We start from the raw sequence: 19520 nt of genomic DNA on the forward strand, positions 1-19520 counted from the left end.
CTCCACCTCCTGGATCTGCGGTGATCTCGGTCAAGGTCGGCGGGGACCGCGCAGCGAACGGCACGGTCCAGGGCGTCGCGGGCGTCCAGCTGTCGCTGTTCGGCGCGGGCACGGCGTCGACTGAACCGACCGCTGTCTCCTTCAGCCAGGGCGCTGTGGGAGCGCAGTACGACAGCTCATGGTCCTGGACGACGTGTGTGTCGGATGCCGATGGCGACTGCAACTTCATCATCCCGATCCGCGCCGGCGCAGCATCAGCTACTGGCGTGCCGCAGGACACCCGATTCTGGGTCGCGCAGACGGGCGCTTCCCCGGCCGGGTGGTACTCGAACCCGGATGCTCGAGTCGGTGGATTCGGTGCTACTCCCGACTTCGACGTGGACTACCGATTCCGCACGGACACGCAGCTCCGTGCCGGCGTCACCTACCTTTCCACGACGGCGATGACAGACGCGGCCGCGTTCACGAACCCCGATCTGGGGTTCATGCGCAACCGACTGGATGCGAACACCGAAGGTGGGCAGGGATCGAACGTCACGCGCACGACGGGCCTCTGGAACCAGTCCCGCGTCAACCCGGCTTTCCCCGCTGCTCAGTGCGGGCTCAACATCGCCATCGTCGCCGACACATCGGGATCTCTCGGCGCGACAGGCATCGCCGCTCTGAAGGACACGATGGGCGGCTTCGTTGATGCCTTCCGTGGCACCCCCACAACGATGTCTCTCTTCTCGTTCTCGACGGTGAGCCCTGGTAACAACGCCAGCAACAACCCCACGCCGCTCTCTGTTACGACGACCGCAGAGGCCGACGCCTTCAAGGCGCAGTATGCGGCCTGGAACTTCGGCGGCGGCACGAGCTGGGATCGCGGCCTCGCCGCTGCGGCCAACTCGGGCAACGCGTACGACCTTGTCGTGATGCTCACCGACGGAAACCCAACGGTCTACTCTGACGCGCCCGGCGCCTCGTCCTCGGCGTTCAACGCCTTCCAGGACATCGACGCCGGCATCTTCTCGGCCAACCAGCTCAAGGCACAGGGTTCACGCGTCATCGCCGTCGGTGTCGGTCCCGCCCTGACCCCCGCCAGTGCCTATAACCTCCGCGCAGTGTCGGGTACCGTCGCGAACTCGGACTACGTCCTCGCGGCTGACTTCGACGATGCTTCCGAGTACCTCGCATCACTCGCTGCGGACTGTGACTCCAGCCTCCAGGTGCAGAAGATGATTGTCCCCGAGGGCGGGACCATTGCACAGGCGACTCCGGGCGAGAACTGGGAGATGACCGCGTCGACCACCGCGACCGGTACCTCGCTTGTCGGAGCCACCACGGCCCTCACGCTTGCGGATGGCACCGTGAACTACGGTGTCGCGTACACCGCCCCCACGACGTCTGGCGTCGTGCAGGTGCTCGAGACGCAGCAACCTGGCTACGAGCTGTTCCCCGTCGCGGGTTCCAACGCTGTTTGTATCAATCAGGAGACCGGCGCTCCCGTCGCCGTCACGAATGCAGGTACGACGTCGAACCCTGGCTTTGGCGTCAACACGCAACAGGGCGTTCAGGTTTCGTGCATCATCTACAACACTCCGGCAGCCGTACCCGCCGAACCGGGCTTCACGTTGACGAAGACCTCCGACCCCGTGTCCGGATCTGCGGTTGCTGGTGGCGACACCATCACGTACACCGTGACTGGCACGAACACCGGTTCGACGGTTCTCGACCCGGTGACGATCACGGACGACCTCTCCGACGTGCTGAACAACGCGACGTTGACCGGCACGCCGACGGCATCCGTGGGTGCCGCCCCGGTGCTCACTGGCGACGACCTGGCCTGGACCGGTAGCCTGCCTGTCGGTGGCTCGGTGACGCTGACCTATACGGTGACGTTGGATGCGAATGTCCCTGCGGGCACTGTCATCAATAACGTTGCCTCCGGCTCTGCGACGCCTCCGGGTCTGCCGCCCATCGTCCCGCCGCCCGTGGAGACCGAGCACCCCGTGCCTGGCTTCACTCTCACCAAGACGAGTGACCCCGAAACCGGTTCTGCCGTCGCCGGTGGCGACACGATCACGTACACCGTGACCGGAACCAACACCGGTGCGACGGTTCTCGATCCGGTGGCGATCACGGACGACCTGTCTCAGGTGCTGAACAACGCGACGTTGACGGGCACGCCCTCGGCATCGCTGGGAGCCGCGCCTGCGCTGACGGGTACGACGCTGACCTGGAACGGGTCGCTCACCGTCGGTCAATCGGTCGAACTGACATACACGGTGACACTGGATGCGGATGTTCCTGCGGGGACCGTGGTGAACAACCGCGTCGAGGGATCGGCAACGCCTCCGGGTCTGCCGCCCATCGTGCCTCCGCCCGTGGAGACCGAACACCCCGTGCCCGGCTTCACATTGACGAAGACCTCCGACCCCGTGTCGGGCACGACAGTCGACGGTGGCGACACCATCACATACACCGTGACCGGAACAAACACCGGTGCGACGGTGCTCGACCCAGTCACCATTACGGACGACCTGTCCGATGTTCTGAACAACGCGGCATTGACGGGAACACCGACAGCATCTGTCGGTTCTGCACCGGTACTTGCCGGCGACGAGATGACATGGACGGGTGTGCTGCCCGTGGGTGGTGTCGTCGTGCTCACCTACACCGTCACGTTGGATGCCGATGTTCCCACCGGCACTTTCGTGAACAACAGGGCTGAGGGCTCGGCGACACCCCCGGGCCTCCCGCCCATCGTGCCGCCTCCGGTCGAGACTGAACACCCCACGCCGGGTACCCCCGGTTTCGAGCTCACCAAGACCTCTGACCCGGTGTCGGGCTCCGCGGTCGCCGGTGGCAGCACCATCACCTACACGGTGACGGGTACGAACACGGGCGCGACAGTCTTGGACCCGGTGACGATCACGGACGACCTGTCGCAGGTGCTGAATCACGCCGAGCTCACCGGAACTCCGACGGCATCGTTGGGTGCTGCGCCTGTGCTGGCTGGGACGACTCTGACGTGGAACGGATCGCTCGCTGTCGGTGAGTCCGTGGTCCTGACGTACACAGTGACAATCGATGCGGATGTACCTGCCGGAACGATTGTGAACAACGTCGCTGAGGGCTCGGCAACGCCTCCCGGCCTGCCGCCCATCACCCCACCTCCGGTACAGACCGAGCACCCCGTGCCCGGCTTCGCGCTCACGAAGACCTCTGACCCGGTCTCCGGTTCCGCAGTCATCGGTGGCGACACCATCACCTACACGGTGACGGGTACGAACACCGGCGCCACCGTTCTGGACCCGGTGACGATCACGGATGACCTCTCCCAGGTGCTCAACAACGCCGAGCTCACCGGAACACCGACTGCATCGTTGGGTGCTGCGCCGGTGCTGACGGGGACGACTCTGACGTGGAACGGATCGCTCGCTGTCGGTGAGTCCGTGGAACTGACGTACACGGTGACGTTGGATGCGGACGTTCCGGCGGGGACGGTCATCAACAACGTCGCTGAGGGCTCAGCAACGCCTCCGGGTTTGCCGCCCATCGTTCCGCCGCCTGTGGAGACCGAGCACCCCGTGCCCGGCTTCGCCCTGACAAAGACCTCCGACCCTGTGTCGGGGTCTGCGGTTGCTGGCGGCAGCACCATCACGTACACGGTGACGGGTACGAACACGGGTGCGACGATCCTGGATCCGGTCACGATCACCGATGATCTGTCTGACGTGCTGAACAATGCGACGTTGACCGGAACCCCGACGGCATCCGTGGGTGCCGTCCCGGTGCTCACCGGCGATGAACTGGCCTGGACCGGCAGTCTGCCTGTGGGTGGTTCGGTCGTCCTCACATACACGGTGACGTTGGATGCGGATGTCCCTGCGGGGACGATCATCAATAACGTTGCTGAGGGCTCTGCGACGCCTCCGGGTTTGCCGCCCATCGTCCCGCCGCCCGTGGAGACCGAGCACCCCGTGCCCGGCTTCACCCTCACCAAGACCAGCGACCCCATCCCGGGCACGCTCGTCCGCGGCGGAGACACCATCACCTACACCGTGACCGGAACCAACACCGGTGCCACGGTCCTCGATCCGGTGACGATCACGGACGACCTGTCCCAAGTGCTGAACAACGCGACGCTGACGGGTACGCCCACTGCATCGCTGGGAGCTGCGCCTGCACTGACGGGGACGACGCTCACCTGGAATGGGTCGCTTGCCGTAGGTGAAGCGGTGGTCCTGACGTACACGGTGACACTGAATGCGGATGTTCCCCCGGCTACGGTCGTGAAGAACCACGTCGAGGGATCGGCAACACCTCCGGGTCTGCCGCCCATCGTGCCCCCGCCCGTGGAGACCGAGCACCCCACGCCGGGAGCTCCCGGTTTCTCGCTCACCAAGACGTCTGACCCGGCGTCGGGATCGACGGTCGTTGGCGGCGACACCATCACCTACACCGTGACGGGTACGAACACCGGTGCCACGGTTCTCGATCCGGTGACGATCACGGACGACCTGTCTCAAGTGCTGAACAACGCAACGTTGACGGGAACGCCCACCGCGTCACTCGGGACTGCCCCTGCTCTGACCGGCACGACGCTGACCTGGAACGGTTCGCTCGCCGTCGGTGAGTCCGTGGTCTTGACCTACACGGTGACTCTGGACGCGGATGTTCCTGCGGGAACAATTGTGAACAACGTTGCTCAGGGCTCAGCGACGCCTCCCGGCCTGCCGCCCATCACCCCGCCTCCGGTTGAGACCGAGCACCCCGTGCCCGGCTTCACGGTCACAAAGACCTCCGACCCGGCATCCGGGACACGAGTCAAGGGCGGTGACACCATCACCTACACCGTCACTGGCACTAACACCGGCGCGACGGTTCTCGACCCCGTGGTCCTCACGGACGACATGTCAAAGGTACTCAACCACGCCGAGCTGACAGGCACGCCGAGCGCGACTGTCAACGGGGCGGCGGCCACCGCGCCAACGCTTTCGGGAACGACTCTGTCCTGGACAGGTGCTCTGCCGGTCGGCGCACAGGTCGTGGTCGTTTACTCGGTGAAGGTCGACGCCTCGGTGCCGGGAGGCACGGTCGTGAACAACCATCTCGAGGGGTCAGCGCAGCCGCCGTCGACGCCGGAGAACCCCGTGCCGCCCATCACTCCGCCGCCCGTCGAGACAAACCACGACACTCCGCCAGCTCCTGGCCTCGCCATCACAGGTGGTGAGATCGCCACCGGCGTGGTCCTCGTCGGTCTGTTGATGCTGGGAGCCGGTGGGCTGCTGGTCATGGCTCGCCGCCGCCGAGACGACGCACAGGTCTGACGCGAAACGGATCAGACTGGAAACTCGGAGGCGCCGCTCAGCAGCGGCGCCTCCGAGCACCCGGCAAGAGGAAGATCAGCCACCGCACACGGTGACGGCAGGTCTAAGCGGGGATCTGCACCCCATGCATCACAACGAAATCGCCCACCGCGCTCGACCGCGTCAGCGAACCGGCCGAATGTCATCCGCCGGAAGCGAGCTAGCTCGTAGACTCTTCGTCCCTCTCAGGCGCCTCGAGAACCTCATCGATGAGCATGATGCCGCCGGTCGAGTTCGCCGAGTGCATGAGCTCCTCGATCCACTTCACATTCAACTGTGGAGCGTCTGGCTCATCGAAGGTGAAACGGAGCGGGATTGACGGATGGATCCAGATCGTCGAACGCCCGACCGGATCGCCCTCCGGATGCTTCCACGACAGGGTGAAGCTCTCATTCCGGCGCAGCTTTGTCGCGATGGCAACCTTCAGATGCGCGAGCGCACGGTCATCGATGTGGACTGGATCGTTCGCCGCACCGTAGTTGAGAGTCGCCATAGCTCAACGGTATCGGCAGCCCCGGCGAATGAGAGCGTCGGCGTCGTGAGACGTCACGCATCGACGGGTGGGTGGGGCTCCGCGCGCAGAGCTCTCCACGCGGACAACTTTGCTAGTCGTAGCTTTGGTGCACGTGCCAGCCATCCTCACCTCTGAAGACGTCGAACACCAGCGAGTAACCCTCGTCATCCGTGCCCTGGAACCGCCACCCGCACAGTCCTCGGTCCGACCCTGGAACCGCTGACCAAATCGAGCGTCTGAGTCGCGTGGGCCTGTCAGAGACCTTCCAACGACGCCCGGCGAAGACCATGCGCGAGGGGATGTCGTCGACCATCCATATAGTCGCAGGTAGATGAGCAGGAGCCGGTCGCATGAATCGACTATAGAACAAATCTTCGAATCTTGCTACCATTGTCACGGAGCCGGAGAAGGGAGCCGGCATGGGCACAAGCAAGCGCCTGGCGGCCCACTATGACATGCGCTCCCAGAATCAGACCATCCTCGCCGCCGCCCGTGTCGGTCCTCTTCAATCGCTGACGGACCGCGAGCTCGCGCTCCGGGAACAGCCGGTCACGATCTACCCGCAGCCGTTTCGTACGGTCCGCGCCTGGGTGCGCTTCGGAGCCGAAGCGGTAAGGGTCGATGCGAAGCTCGCGCGGTCGACGCCATTGGCTGCAGGCATCGAGTTCCGGGCCGGTGACCAGACGTTCCGCTGCTGGGTCTGGGGCAATGCTGTCGCCGTCGACGAGGATTATGCGTAACTGCCGACAACGCCTCGACGACTACGAGTCCGACACCAGCTGCTCGCGTTGGGCTCGTCGCGTCTTCAAGACCTTTCGAGAGTGCCAGGCAAGCAGCGCCGCCGACCCGGTCACCATGATCCCGATGAAGATCCATTGCGGGGACGGAGTAGGCGATGTTCCAGGTCAGCGTCAGCAGCAAGAGCCTGGCCATGTATGGGAAGAGCAGTGCGGAGCCGGCTGTCATCAACCACTCCCGGCGGTACCGCCGACCGGCTCCCCGCTTCGCCATGTGGTGAAAAAACGCGACAGTCGCCGATGTCCGTTCTAGGCAAGAGTCAGCGCCGCCTTCGTGATGCTGGCACGGCCTCCGGCAAGACAGAAACGGCGCTCCATCTGACACCGCTCCGGAAGTCGCCTGTCGCGCTGATTCGCGCTCTGCATCGCACTGATCACACGCAGGCTTATCGAAGAGCGCGCGCCCACAACAGTCAAGACACAGTTGGACCGTCAGGCGCCTCTCGGCATCGTAAACCGACCGCTAGCGAAGGCGTAGAGAAGGTATGACCCGGCGATGGCGACAGCAGTGCTCAACGAGATCATGAGCTCCCCGTTGGCGACGACCACCGCGCGACCGACCGGGTCGACAATGAAGAGGTTCACCCAGAGGAACATCCCGAGAACGATGAGTGTCGGGAGGACATTCTCTGCCACTCCAGCGCGCTCACGATAAACCCGAAGGTTGCGAGCACGTTCGTCGTACGACGCCTGCCACGCGCGTCGCTCGCGAGAGCCGGTCACCCGGTCCATAATGTTCTGATCGCGCTCGAGTTGACGTGACCAGCGCGCGGTCGGCTGGATTCGGGAGATCATCGCTCCAAGAACTGTGATCGTCAATGCGGTGATGACCGCGCGGGCGTCCGGAACAAGGTTCATACACCAACGTTACTGACAGGGGCAGACACGCCACCGGTCACACGCATGCTGGGTCTCGAACCTCTGCTTGCCTGGTCAGGTGGTGACTAGCCGGTCGTGGGCGTTGCTCTGCCGGAGGCGGAACCGGAACCGGGATGAGGAGGAAGAGCGCGAGCGAACACCGCGCTTCGAGTGACACGTGACATGAGGAGTTTCGCTGTACTCAACGTCGAGTCGACGACGGAAGCCCGCTGTTTCATTGGGACGGCACCTCCTCTACGAGACTTCTGTCCCGTCCTCGGTGTCGTGGTCGCCAGCTACCTCCCGTCAGCCTGGCTCAGTTGCGGCAGTCGGCTGAATCCGGGGTGTTCGCGTATCCCCTCGATTCCCCAAGGCTGAGGGATCACTACTTCGTCGGCCACGCCGGAAAGCGGGGGAGCGTAGAGGAGCCAGGGCAGGCCGTCGATGGGCCGGAGTGCGATCTTCATACCCGCCCCCTTGCCGTCGGCTAAAGCCTTGTTGAGCTGCTCGGCATCGTCAACCGTCGCGTGGTGTGCGTAGTAGCGAACCCTCTCAATTTCGAGCGGTTCTCCGAACAGCTCGACGCCGAAGCCGAGCTGCTCGATGAGGATCGCATTTCCTTCTCTGATCAGCGCCTCGAGGGTCTCGTCCGGCGTGCCGTCCAGTGTCCCGCCGAATGTTCCGTTGTACGGGTGCGCCACGGCCGAGCCCTCGAGAACCATGCGCATGATGCGAGCCCAGATGAAATCAGAACTGTCGATCTCCCTCGGCAGGCGAAGTGCTACGTCGAAATGGTCCTCGAGTGCGCAGACGTCGTCTATGAGCGCCGCAAACCGAGCGTCCGGTATATCCGTCCCGGCCTCGCCTACTGTCAGAACAGTGGGCCCTGCATCGTTCAAAGAGAAAGCGAGGATGGGGGTGTTGCTCGATGCAGCCGTGAACCGCAACGCTCGGCGGACCTCGCGCGCACTGTGGCCCTCGAAGTCGGTGCTGAAGGTGATGGTCCCAGGTTCCGTGTGGTCGAGTGGCAAGATCCAACGCTGATTAAGTCCACCTTCCATGGCAACGTCGAACGTGTAGCCACCGAACCCATGCGCGAAGGATGTCGTCTTACCTCGGAGCACCGCGTGCACCCGCCCCGCGTCATCCCGAGCTTCCAGGCGAACAGTCATCGGCTGGTGCTCTGCTCCGTTCGGGCCAAGGTGGATCTCGACCTGGTCCAGCACTTCGCGGAACCAGTCGGGCCCGGTCTTCTCGAAAGAATGGATGACGCGGGTCGGCAGGACGATGCGTTCGAGGGTCCCGAACTTCATAGCGGATTCCCACTGCACCTTCAAACGTTCATCGTCTTTGGTGAAACCCAATGTCACGTTCGCGCCGAGTGGTTCGCGTTTCAGGGCGTCGGGACGCTTCGGGAAGTAGGTCTCGGTGTAAGAACCATCGGGCTCGTAGGCGAAGGACGTGCCCCAATACTCACTGCGGCTGTTGAGCCGATCCGTGATGCGGCTGACCTCCGAGTGCAGATCACCGGGACGCGCGAGAGCCGCTTCCTCGCGATTCACAGCGCGAAGCAGCTCGACGGCGCGGTCGACGGAGAAGCGCTCTTCGATGTCAGGGTGTTTGGCGAGCAACGCGTTCATCTCGGTTGGTGTCACGAAGGAGATGCGGACGTCGTGGCCTTTGCGCATCGCACGCACAACCTGTCGCTCCTTGTTTGTGACGTTCCGCGGCACGACAAGCGTCCAGACAGGTGGCTTATGTGCCAATGCCTTGGTCAGCGATCTCTTGATCTGCTCCCGTCGCTTCACAAACCCTCCCGAGAAGCCTTCAGGGAAATGTTTGAGTTGGAAGATTCGAACCAGCTGATCCGTCCGTTTGACTCGCACGTCGATGTCGATTCCTCCGTCGCCGCCGCGTCCGTCGATTGCCATCGCCACGAGACCGTCGCCTGAGAACTCGCGCACAAGCAGCGTCTCCACCAGTTCATTGAATGTCGCTTCATCGAGGTGCGACCATCGGATCCGGGACTGCTGCATCTTCGTCCTCCGTTGTTGTCCTCTCAGACTAGAGCCGCGCCGGACGCCGGTTCTGGATCAATCACTACGGACGGAGGTGATTCACGAAAGGCTCTATCACGGTGCCCCCTCCGGCCCTGCGGGGCGCGTTAACTCGAAGCTACGGGACAAGGATCGGTTCAACGACGCCTTGAGTTCTCAGCGCGCCGACGAGATCGCTGGCGCCGACGGCGAAGAGTATCTCTTGTGCCGAACGCTGCCTCTGGTGCTTAGTTCCGCTCACTATTCCCGGGGGCGCTTTCTACTCGACCCGTCGTCGGCGTCAGGTGCTGCCGAGTCCGCCCCTCGGGTCGTTTCGTCGGACGATGAGGGATCAGCGGCGACCACGCTGCGTGTTGCGATCTGGATGACAATCGAATCGTCGTCGCAGAGCACGCGACGAGCGAGATGCGCCGCATGTGAGAGAACCGGGTGCTCATCCACGGCCTTCGACAAGACCGCCTGCGGGACGCCGAGCTCGTGGAGCAGGTTGAGGATCACCACCGCCGCTGTCACTTCGGTGACTGCGTGTAGGTGTTCCAGATCGTTTGAGGCTGTGCCGGTATGAGCGAGGAGGTTACGTCCGTCCTTGGCTGACTTGGCCCATATCCCCGGGTCATGCACGAGTCGAAGCCCAGCGTCCCCGAGACGGCTAACCAAGTCGAGGAGTCGTTGTTTGAGAGTCGGGACGTTTGAATGTTCGGTGAGTCGGTCGGCGAGCCATGCCTTTTGTTCGGGCGCGACGGCGCCCAGCAGGGTTCTTCTCATCTCCTTGAACTCGGCGGGCGGAATGGGCGGCGATGGTTCGAGTGCGCGGTGCATTGACTCGGCAGCGGCAACTGCTGTCACGAGGCGGGTCTCGACGTATCCGTTGCGCACATACCGCAGACCAAGGATCATGCTGCGCGCGGCTGCGAACTTGTCGCGCACCTCTAGCCAGCGCGGCATGAGCTCCTCGAAGGGTAAATCGTCGAGTGTGAGTACGTAGTTCCGAAATGGGAGAGCATCGTCGTCAGGACGCGGCTTGACGACCCTTTCCATGTAGATGGCGACCTCGTGCTGCTGGTCACGCATCGGATGATCTCCCGGCCACTGATCTGGTGTGGGCGGGACATACACTCGCATGCTGACGATGCCGCAAGCGCGAAGCGTTGACAGCGACATCAGGTCGGCAGTTGAGCTGAGCAAGTCGACCCAATACTTGAGCGGCTGCGGATCATCGCGCTCGAAGCGGATCACTTGGCTTTCCCGCACCCGGGTTACCCGTTGCGCACGGGAATCCTCCGAGAATGGATACCAGGCATAGTGGCTCAGCTTCACGCGGAGGGGCCCCGCTGTCGCAGTTAACGGAGCGAGGCGACGGAGCTCGATCTCACCCATCGTCTCGCCGCCCTGCGCATTGAACTGAACTCTTGAGTCAACGCCACTCCTTCGTGACCAGACAGTCAGATCCTCGATGTCACCGACGCCCGCAACGAACGCCGCTTCGTCCGGCGCTTCCATTAACGCCCCGACAAGAGCGGTGTTTGCTCGCACTTCGAGGGTGTCTGGCTCACCGAAGAAGCCGCCTCGGGCGGTGACAAGACTTACATTGAGGAGGGTGACAGGCGCGTTGTCGCCATACCCGTGAACCATCGGCCAGACCTTCGTCTGATCGGTGATGATCGTCGAGCCATTCGGACCTGGGCGGGTCACTTGGTAGTCCCAGCCACCGATGAGTCGGAGCCGAAGCCCGGTTCCCGGGGCAAAGGATAATATCCCGGGCACCTTCTTGTCCGGTTCGTCGGGAAGCCACCAATGCCCCGTCCAGTCGCGCGATTCACTTAGCTGGGCCTCAGTCATAGGGGCATCATTGCGCACACGTCCGACACGCGTCGGAAATCGAGTCGTTAGGCTCCTGCCAGTCGGAGGGCCCGCAACTCAGAAGGCTCAGGTGCCCAGCTCGCCATCTCGAGGGTGGCAGCGAACTGGCTGAAGCTCTCCACTCTCGTGAAGAACAGGTCGTCGTGACCCACGGGCAGAAGATCCCGCGAGTCCTTTCGCGGTGTGAAGATGAGCTCCGGGAGCAGAACAAAGCCCTCGATGTCGTATCCGGAGAAGTCGTAGTTGTCGCCTATCGGATCGGTACGTAGGGTCGCGATTCGGTCATGCCATTCGTCGAGAGCCTTATCGAGCCGGGTTCGTCCGTTCCTTGCTGCCGAATATTCCCCTGCCAAGTAGCTCACCTTGGTCAAGAACTTCTTGCATGAGACGAGGAATAGTTTGGTGCCCGCCACGAGTAGCGCATCGACGTCGGTGATCTGTTTGCCGTTCAACTTGAGAGTCCGCCCGCGCATCGCTTGTATTGATGCTGGGGGTGCGAAAACGCTCTGATTGATCAGCTCCTGGCTTGCGAGCTCAAACTCCTCTGCCGACAGGTTAGCGATTGCGCCCCCTGTGTGTGGCGAGAGCTTGAGCTCGTGAGTGACATGCCATGTGTACGCCCAAACGTCCACCGTTGTTCGTCCCTCGCGTTCCTGGACTATCGGGCCCGGCAAGCTGCGTTCGCCTTGAACGTATCTCTCGCGGACTTGATCGAGTACTCGCGCCGCCGTGAGGCCACTCTGCTCGTTTGCGTCCAGCCATTCGGCGACCGGCTGACTGTCGAGCGTTCGTTCGAGCAGTGATAGGAGCTCGTCGGCGGCGACGTCCACGAGTCCCAGACGAGGTATCGATTGCCCCGCGTTCTCGGCATGTTCAAGGATGAAGCCGAGTAAAGCGTTTCCCAGCACGATTAGTGAGGCGGTGGCCTCGGGATTATCGAAGGATGCGAGGACTCCATGCCTTCCAAGAACCGTGTATGTTTCGTCTCCGGTCGTGAACATGCGCACCGTGAACTGGACAATCTTCTCCTGCGTCTGATCCGACCGGAACGGCCCGTTCCAGGTCTGGTCAGGGGCAACACCGCCCTGGAATCTGTATGCCACAAGCATTGGGGGATCGCCATCAAGATCCACGCTCGTGTGTTCCGTCAGACGGGCTACGCCATCAGCCGTCTTCCAAGAGTTGCGGATGTCGAATTCTCGAAGAGACTCGCGGAGCTCGTCGCTGTTCCACGGGCGCGGACGACGGTGGCGAGCGACCTTGTACTTGACGCCTTTGGTAGCACTTCGTACTGCGCCTTCGAGGCTATCGACCATGCCAGCCAGAGCCATGAGTCGTGCGAGCTTCATCGAGACGTCAGTGGGCGTCGTCGTGGCTTCGGTGTCGAAGCGCGTACCTCGAGCAGTACCAACCAAGTTCTCAGCGACGCGTTGTGTCGAATCGCCTTCATGATCCATCGTCCCCGACTCTGCATATGTGAGCGCGTGGGGGCCGAGCCGACGGATTAACCGCAGCCATGTTTCGGAGTCGTACTGGCCGGCAACGTCGGTCGCTGCAAGCACCATCTGTTGTCGCAGCGCGACCATGTATTCAAAAGCTGCAGCGCCTTCGAGAACATCGCCGTCCTCCACCCTCGGGAGAGCGGCAAGGAGGCGATCCATTGCGGAGTCGAGTGCGGCTGGGTAACAGCGCACAAAGGCTTCGTCAAATGCATTGAAGTCAGATCGCGTCTGTGGCCCGGGATGCGTCCGCTCGAGCTCCGATGGGGTCGCAGGCAGAGCGACCGTCTTCGGCGCGGATGCGTCCGGAGTCGGACGTCTGAATGCGTCTCCTGCAGGCATACGACCATAGTGCCGCACTCGCGCGGACTCGACATGCCGGGATCGGTCTTGACATGTTCACGCCGTGAAATGTTCCGTGAACACGGGAGTGAACCCTCATCTGCGTAGATAACCGGTGCTCTGCCAACTGAGCTAGAGGCCCCTCATCAAAGTCTAGTGCGCACGACGAGGGGCCGTCGGCGACACAGCACCACCGACGGCCCCTTTCCTTCCCGGGTCTCTCCTCCAGAACCCGAGAAGGGCGTGTGCCGGGCGTCCTCCCACCCGGCTGTCCCTGGCTTAGGAAGCCGGGGGCATCAGAACCGTGTCGATCAGGTACACGGTCGCGTTCGCGGTCTGCACTCCACCGCAGATGACGCTGGCGCCGTTGACCTTCAGGTCATCGCCGCTGCCGGTCACCTCGAGGTCGGCGCCCTGCACGGTCGTGTGCATGCCGTCGATGTCAGCCGGCTCGATCTGTCCGGGGACCACGTGGTACGTCAGGATCGAGCTCAGCGTGGCGCTGTCGGTCTTGAGGGCCTCGATCGTGGCGGGGTCGATCTTCGCGAAGGCGTCATCCACCGGTGCGAAGACGGTGAACTCGCCACCGTTCAGGGTGTCAACGAGGTCGACGTCGGGGTTGAGCTGTCCGCTCACCGCAGCGACCAGCGTGGTCAGCAGCGGGTTGTTCGAAGCCGCGACCGCAACCGGGTCCTGCGACATTCCCTCGACCGAGCCTGCGCCGTCCGGCACGGCGTCGGCGTATGCCGCGCAGCCGGGGCCGACCAGGTTGGCCGCCGGGTCCATCTCCATCGGCGTCGACTCCGACGTCTCCGGTGCCGTCGGCTCGGACGATTCCGTGGTGCTGCCGCTGCCCATGGAACAGGCGGAGAGCAGGAACGCGCTCGCCAGGCCGAGGGTGATCGCTGCGGTGACCTTCTTCTTGGTGCTGAACATGTCGAGCTCCTTCAGAACTGAGCCACGGCCTCTCCGTGGCGTCGAGGGCTGTTCGGAGCCCGCTCGCGATCGGATGGGACGAATCTGAGAAATCTTTGAAACCGCCTCCACGACCGCGCAGGAGCGGACATTTCCGCGATCTCTTTTCCTTCACATTCGGGCGACGTCTGCACGTGATCGGGGAGGAGATACGGCATGCTTATGGAGATGGTCATCGATGGGTTCGACGTTCCCGAGGACGGAGCGACGCAGGATGCTGTCGCCGACCTCATCGTCCGCGTCGCCTCCGGTGATCAGGCTGCCTTCGCGACTCTCTATGACATGCTCTCCTCCCGCGTGTTCGGCCTCATCCTCCGTGTGCTGATCAATCGCGCGCAGAGCGAGGAGGTGCTCCAGGAGGTCTTTCTGGAGATCTGGCAATCCGCTTCCCGCTTCGCTCCGAACAGAGGTCAGGGACGAGCGTGGATCATGACGATCGCTCATCGCCGGGCCGTCGATCGGGTGCGAGCTTCGCAGTCGAGCGCCGACCGAGACGTACGAGCAGGATTCAAGGACATCGGCGTCGCGCACGACAGTGTCGCGGAGCAGGTCGAATTGGGGATCGAGGGAGGAAAGGTCGTCGAAGCGCTGTCGGGTCTTCCGGAAGCGCAACGCGAAGCGCTCGTCCTCGCGTACTACGGCGGTTACAGTCAGAACGAGATCGCGGCCCTCGTGGGAGCGCCGCTGGGGACTATCAAGACACGGATGCGAGACGGGCTCACTCGTCTGCGCACGGCGATGGGGGTGACGGCATGAACGAGAAGGACTTCGCGGAACTCGCGGCAGGTGCCGCGCTGCACTCGCTCGACGCAGAAGACGAGCGACGCTATCGCGCTGCCCTCACTGAGCACCCGGAATGGGAGGACACTGTGGATGCGGACACCGCCACCGCTGCGTCGCTCGCAGACCCGGTCGAGCCTGTCACCCCGCCCTCGCACATTCGTACCGCTCTGCTCGCGCGGATCGCGGACATGCCGCAGGACGATGGATCGCGAACGGATCCGGACCCCTCCTCGGCGAACGCCGAGAGCACAGCCGACTCGTACGGCGCCGGCGCCGGTGCCGAGCCCGCGATCTCACCGAAGCCGAAGCAGCGCCGCTGGACGCGGAGCGTGTTCGCCCTGGCCGCATGCCTCGCCGTGCTCGTGGGCGTCGGAATCGGTGCGGTCGCTCTCAATCAGCAGCTGAACCCGCCCGCGAGCGTGGTCGCTCTGCAGGAGATCGAAGCCGCCGGAGATGCCCAGCAGGCGACCGTCGAGCTCGACGACGGCGGCAGTGCCACAGCGCACTGGTCGGCGTCCGCCGGCAAGGCGGTACTGGTGGCCGACGGCCTGCCGAGCCCGGGTGACGGACAGACCTACGAACTGTGGTTCGTGCGCGGCGACGGCCCCGTCGCCGCCGGCGTCTTCGACGTCGACGGTGGGGAAGCCACAGCCCTGCTCACGGGGGACATGCAGGCAGGCGACGCGATCGCCGTGACCGTCGAGCAGGCCGGCGGCTCGCCGTCCGGTCAGCCGACCACCGACCCGGTGATCGTGATCCCCACGGCGTGAGCCGCACTGATCGCGCGTACCCTGGAGGGATGCCCGAGCAGTACCACCGCCCTGTGCGCCGCCCCACGAGTGCCTTCGACAACATCGTCGGCGCGCACGATCCCGCCGAGGAGACGCGCGTCGCGCATGCCACGGCATCCGCTCTGCTGACCCGTGTCCGCGCAGATGAGAGTGGGGTGAGTGCGGAACGTCTCGTGGCCTTCACCGCCGAGCACGGGATCGACGAGATCGCCGAACTGTGGTCGAAGGCGCCGTCGCGCACGCTGCCCGGCGCACTCTGGCGCCTCTACGTCCTGCAGCTCGCGATCCACGGCGACCCGCAGACCGCCGCACTCCTTTACGACCGGGGGCGCGTCGAACTGCCGTCGGCGGATGCGGTCATCGCGGGGGCGCCCGTGCCGGCGAGTCCGGGCGAGCTGGTCGCATTGATCGACACGATCCTGCGGGGGGCGTTCCGCGGCGACTTCGCCGTCGCACTCGACCGCGCGGCGGCGTTCTGCCGCGTGCAGGCCTCGGGGGCGACCCATGCCGCCGACGATTACGAGCCGACCGAGCCGGCTCGGGCCAGCGAGCTGACCACACGCGCGCTGCGGCTGAGCAGCTACGGTCAGGATCTGGGCGCGGCCGCTGTGCTGTGGCGGATGGATGCTCTCGCCTGAGGCGACGGAGAGACTGCCCGGACATGAAAAGACCGGGCCGCAAGAACGCCTCTCGGCGGAAGGCCGCTCAAAGCGGCAAAAATTGGAGCCCGGGGTTATGCGGCCCGGCCATTCAATTGTAACGCGATGAGGCGGTGGGTATTCCCGCCATCTAGGCTCGGATCATGACAGGGCGCTTTGCACTCATGATCGATCCCGTCGCCGCCGACGTGCAGCGCAGCGACTTCGCCGACACCTTCACGCAGGTCGACGCTGCGGCCCCCGCGCTCAGTGTCGGGGAGCTGAGCACACAGCGCGGTGACGGCGTGTTCGAGTCGATCGGCGTGGTCGACGGGCATGCCCAGGAGGTCGTGCCCCACCTGGAACGCCTCGCGCATTCGGCCCGACTGTGCGACCTTCCCGTGCCGAACCTCGCGCAGTGGCGCCAGGCCATCGACCACGCGGCCGTGCAGCTGGGTGCGGGCGAGTCGGTCATCAAGCTCATCCTCAGCCGTGGGGTGGAGCACGGCCCCACGCCGACCGCGTGGGTGACCGCGGCCCCGGCTGCCGACTTCTCGGCCGTGCGCGAGAGAGGCGTACGCGTCGTCACGCTCGACCGCGGGTACGACCTGGGTGCGGCGGAACGGGCCCCGTGGCTGTTGCTGGGCGCGAAGACGCTGTCGTACGCCGTGAACATGGCCGCCCTGCGTGAGGCGCACCGACGCGGCGCCGACGATGCGATCTTCCTCTCGAGCGACGGGTTCGTGCTGGAGGCTCCGACCGCCTCTCTGATCCTCCGCTTCGATGACCGGTTCGTGACCCCGGCTCCGAACGGCGGCATCCTGCACGGCACGACGCAGCTCAGCGTCTACGAGTATCTCGCCGCCCAGGGGTTCGACGTCGGCTACGACCGCATCCCGGCGACCGACCTCCCCCAAGCGGATGCCGCGTGGCTGGTGTCGAGCGTGCGTCTCACCGCCGCGATCACGGCCGTCGACGATGTCGCACTTCCGGTCGACCACACGCTGACCGCCGACCTGAACCGCTACCTGCTCTCGCCCCGCGACTGATCCCTCGAGGCGCCGGCACGCGAAGACGCGCCGGAACGCGAAGAGGGCCCGGAACCGAAGTTCCTGGGCCCTCTTCACGTGTTTGCTCAGCTCACCCGAAGCGGCCGGAGACGTAGTCCTCTGTGGCCTGCACGGAGGGGGTCGTGAAGATCGACGTGGTGTCGTCGTACTCGATCAGCTTCCCGGGCTTGCCGGTGCCGGCGATGTTGAAGAACGCGGTCTTGTCGGACACGCGGCTCGCCTGCTGCATGTTGTGCGTCACGATCACGATCGTGAACTCGTTCTTGAGCTCGCCGATCAGCTCCTCGATCGCATAGGTCGAGATGGGGTCGAGAGCCGAGCACGGCTCGTCCATCAGCAGCACCTGGGGCGACACAGCGATCGCGCGGGCGATGCACAGACGCTGCTGCTGACCGCCCGAGAGGCCGGACCCGGGCTTGTCGAGGCGGTCCTTGACCTCGTTCCACAGGTTCGCGCCCGTGAGCGACTTCTCGACGAGGGCGTCCTGGTCGCTCTTCGACATGCGGCTGTTGTTGAGCTTCACACCGGCGAGGACGTTCTCCTTGATCGACATCGTGGGGAACGGGTTCGGACGCTGGAAGACCATGCCCACCTGGCGGCGGACGAGCACCGGATCGATGCCGGGGCCGTAGAGGTCCTTGCCGTCGAGCAGCACCTCGCCCTCGACGCGGGCGCCGGGGATGACCTCGTGCATGCGGTTGAGGGTGCGCAGGAACGTGGACTTGCCGCAGCCGGAGGGGCCGATGAACGCGGTGACGCTGCGCGGCTGGATGTCGAGGGACACGCCCTCTACGGCGAGGAAGTCGCCGTAGTAGACGTTCAGGTCGTTGACTTCAATGCTCTTGGACACTGCAGTTCCTTGCTTGTCGGGTCGAGGCTCAGCGGCCGGTCTTGGGTGCGAAGATCTTCGCGACGAGCCGCGCGATCAGGTTGAGCAGCATGACGATAATGATGAGCGTCAGGGCGGCGGCCCAGGCCCGTTCCACGTATGCCTCAGCGGGGATGCCCTGGTACGCGTACTGCGAGTACGTGAACACCGGGAGGGTCTGCATGCGTCCGCTGAACAGGTTGTAGTTCATGGCATCGGTGAATCCGGCCGTGAGCAGCAGCGGCGCGGTCTCGCCGATCACGCGGGAGATGGCGAGCATCACACCCGTCGTGATGCCGGCGATCGAGGTCGGAAGGACCACCTTGACGATGGTGAGCCACTTCGGCACGCCGAGAGCGTACGACGCCTCGCGCAGCTCGTTCGGCACCAGCCGCAGCATCTCCTCGGTGGAGCGCACGACGACCGGGATCATGAGCACGGCCAGGGCGACCGAGCCCGCGATGCCCATGCGCACACCGGGACCGAAGATCAAGGCGAAGACCGCGTAGGCGAACAGACCCGCGACGATCGAGGGGATGCCGGTCATGACGTCGACGAGGAACGTGATGGTGCGCGCCATGCGCCCGCCCTTGCCGTACTCGACCAGGTAGACGGCCGTCATCAGACCGATCGGGATCGAGATGACCGCCGCGGCGAGAGTGACCAGGAGCGTGCCGATGACGGCGTGCAGGGCGCCGCCGCCCTCGCCGAGCACTCCGCGCATCGATGACGAGAAGAAGAGCCCGTCGAAGCGGGCGACTCCGTTGGCGACCACGGTGATCGCGACCGACACCAGCGGCACCATCGCGATCGCGAACGCCGAGGTGACGACGCCGGTGATGAGGCGGTCCAGCGCCTTCCGCGAGCCTTCGATGATGCGCGACATCACGTAGATGAGCACCAGGTAGATGACCGCCCCGAGCACGACGGAGCCTGCGACGTTGAGGTCGGATCCGCTGGCGACTGCTTCGAGCGCGAAGGGCGTGAAGCCGATGAGGAAGGAGAGGGCGAGGAGGGCCCAGGGCGACCAGCGGGGGAGGTGGCCCGAGCTGAGCGAGAGTTGGGAAGGAGCCGCGCTCGCCGTGCGAGCCGATTCAGGGGCGGTAACGGTCAT

General features: G+C 64.4%; 14 protein-coding genes. 6 read left to right on the top strand and 8 right to left on the bottom strand.

The window, feature by feature from the left end:
* Positions 1 to 20 precede the first annotated feature (20 nt).
* Positions 21 to 5315, top strand: coding sequence for a beta strand repeat-containing protein (locus F6W70_RS03725; protein ID WP_170287853.1), 5295 nt, complete (start codon positions 21 to 23; stop codon positions 5313 to 5315).
* Between the two features lie 199 nt (positions 5316 to 5514).
* Here F6W70_RS03725 and F6W70_RS03730 read toward each other — a convergent pair whose 3' ends face one another.
* Positions 5515 to 5847 carry a DUF7882 family protein gene (locus F6W70_RS03730; protein WP_151485953.1) on the bottom strand — a complete coding sequence of 111 codons (333 nt, stop codon included), beginning with the start codon at positions 5845 to 5847 and terminating at the stop codon, positions 5515 to 5517.
* Positions 5848 to 6287: 440 nt separating this feature from the next.
* Here F6W70_RS03730 and F6W70_RS03740 point away from each other — a divergent pair, with 440 nt between their 5' ends.
* Entirely contained in the window at positions 6288 to 6608 is a 321-nt protein-coding gene (locus F6W70_RS03740; RefSeq protein ID WP_318278788.1) for a hypothetical protein, read from the top strand.
* Positions 6609 to 7097: 489 nt separating this feature from the next.
* Here the strand turns inward: F6W70_RS03740 and F6W70_RS03745 are convergent, their stop codons facing one another.
* The 5 genes from F6W70_RS03745 to F6W70_RS03765 all read right to left on the bottom strand — a co-directional run bounded on the left by F6W70_RS03745 (position 7098) and on the right by F6W70_RS03765 (position 14217).
* Positions 7098 to 7523 carry a hypothetical protein gene (locus tag F6W70_RS03745; RefSeq protein ID WP_151485955.1) on the bottom strand — a complete coding sequence of 142 codons (426 nt, stop codon included), beginning with the start codon at positions 7521 to 7523 and terminating at the stop codon, positions 7098 to 7100.
* Positions 7524 to 7819: 296 nt separating this feature from the next.
* A complete protein-coding gene (locus F6W70_RS03750) occupies positions 7820 to 9559 on the bottom strand; it encodes a hypothetical protein (RefSeq protein ID WP_151485956.1) in 1740 nt (579 codons plus the stop codon).
* Positions 9560 to 9820: 261 nt separating this feature from the next.
* Positions 9821 to 11419, bottom strand: coding sequence for an ApeA N-terminal domain 1-containing protein (locus tag F6W70_RS03755; RefSeq protein ID WP_151485957.1), 1599 nt, complete (start codon positions 11417 to 11419; stop codon positions 9821 to 9823).
* 47 nt (positions 11420 to 11466) lie between these two features.
* Positions 11467 to 13101, bottom strand: coding sequence for a hypothetical protein (locus F6W70_RS03760; RefSeq protein WP_151485958.1), 1635 nt, complete (start codon positions 13099 to 13101; stop codon positions 11467 to 11469).
* 459 nt (positions 13102 to 13560) lie between these two features.
* Complete coding sequence (locus F6W70_RS03765; protein WP_017828978.1) at positions 13561 to 14217, bottom strand: fasciclin domain-containing protein; 657 nt, start codon at positions 14215 to 14217, stop codon at positions 13561 to 13563.
* A 195-nt stretch (positions 14218 to 14412) separates the two neighbouring features.
* Between F6W70_RS03765 and sigK the strand changes: the two genes are divergently transcribed.
* The 4 genes from sigK to F6W70_RS03785 all read left to right on the top strand — a co-directional run bounded on the left by sigK (position 14413) and on the right by F6W70_RS03785 (position 17517).
* Positions 14413 to 15012: an ECF RNA polymerase sigma factor SigK gene (sigK, locus tag F6W70_RS03770; RefSeq protein ID WP_031205569.1), complete on the top strand. Its 600-nt coding sequence runs from the start codon at positions 14413 to 14415 to the stop codon at positions 15010 to 15012.
* Positions 15009 to 15809: an anti-sigma factor gene (locus F6W70_RS03775; RefSeq protein ID WP_055873930.1), complete on the top strand. Its 801-nt coding sequence runs from the start codon at positions 15009 to 15011 to the stop codon at positions 15807 to 15809. The genes sigK and F6W70_RS03775 overlap by 4 nt, the downstream gene beginning before the upstream one ends.
* Before the next feature lie 29 nt (positions 15810 to 15838).
* Entirely contained in the window at positions 15839 to 16468 is a 630-nt protein-coding gene (locus F6W70_RS03780) for a DNA-directed RNA polymerase subunit beta (RefSeq protein WP_151485959.1), read from the top strand.
* Positions 16469 to 16632: 164 nt separating this feature from the next.
* Entirely contained in the window at positions 16633 to 17517 is an 885-nt protein-coding gene (locus F6W70_RS03785) for an aminodeoxychorismate lyase (protein WP_151485960.1), read from the top strand.
* 91 nt (positions 17518 to 17608) lie between these two features.
* On the opposite strand, the gene pstB is transcribed toward F6W70_RS03785, so the two are convergent.
* Together pstB and pstA are read right to left on the bottom strand one after the other, a co-directional pair.
* A complete protein-coding gene (gene pstB / locus F6W70_RS03790) occupies positions 17609 to 18388 on the bottom strand; it encodes a phosphate ABC transporter ATP-binding protein PstB (RefSeq protein WP_017828973.1) in 780 nt (259 codons plus the stop codon).
* 28 nt (positions 18389 to 18416) lie between these two features.
* On the bottom strand, positions 18417 to 19520 hold the full coding sequence (pstA, locus tag F6W70_RS03795; RefSeq protein WP_151485961.1) for a phosphate ABC transporter permease PstA: 1104 nt from the start codon (positions 19518 to 19520) through the stop codon (positions 18417 to 18419).

Origin of the sequence: Microbacterium maritypicum (assembly GCF_008868125.1) — a bacterium.
GTDB lineage: Bacteria > Actinomycetota > Actinomycetes > Actinomycetales > Microbacteriaceae > Microbacterium > Microbacterium maritypicum.

Coding starts and splice junctions, on each gene's coding strand:
- F6W70_RS03750 (WP_151485956.1), bottom strand. CDS start 9,559: ATGCAGCAGTCCCGGATCCGATGGTCGCACCTCGATGAAGCGACATTC.
- F6W70_RS03745 (WP_151485955.1), bottom strand. CDS start 7,523: ATGAACCTTGTTCCGGACGCCCGCGCGGTCATCACCGCATTGACGATC.
- F6W70_RS03760 (WP_151485958.1), bottom strand. CDS start 13,101: ATGGATCGCCTCCTTGCCGCTCTCCCGAGGGTGGAGGACGGCGATGTT.
- pstA (WP_151485961.1), bottom strand. CDS start 19,520: ATGACCGTTACCGCCCCTGAATCGGCTCGCACGGCGAGCGCGGCTCCT.
- F6W70_RS03785 (WP_151485960.1), top strand. CDS start 16,633: ATGACAGGGCGCTTTGCACTCATGATCGATCCCGTCGCCGCCGACGTG.
- F6W70_RS03775 (WP_055873930.1), top strand. CDS start 15,009: ATGAACGAGAAGGACTTCGCGGAACTCGCGGCAGGTGCCGCGCTGCAC.
- F6W70_RS03755 (WP_151485957.1), bottom strand. CDS start 11,419: ATGACTGAGGCCCAGCTAAGTGAATCGCGCGACTGGACGGGGCATTGG.
- F6W70_RS03730 (WP_151485953.1), bottom strand. CDS start 5,847: ATGGCGACTCTCAACTACGGTGCGGCGAACGATCCAGTCCACATCGAT.
- F6W70_RS03765 (WP_017828978.1), bottom strand. CDS start 14,217: ATGTTCAGCACCAAGAAGAAGGTCACCGCAGCGATCACCCTCGGCCTG.
- F6W70_RS03780 (WP_151485959.1), top strand. CDS start 15,839: ATGCCCGAGCAGTACCACCGCCCTGTGCGCCGCCCCACGAGTGCCTTC.
- F6W70_RS03740 (WP_318278788.1), top strand. CDS start 6,288: ATGGGCACAAGCAAGCGCCTGGCGGCCCACTATGACATGCGCTCCCAG.
- sigK (WP_031205569.1), top strand. CDS start 14,413: ATGCTTATGGAGATGGTCATCGATGGGTTCGACGTTCCCGAGGACGGA.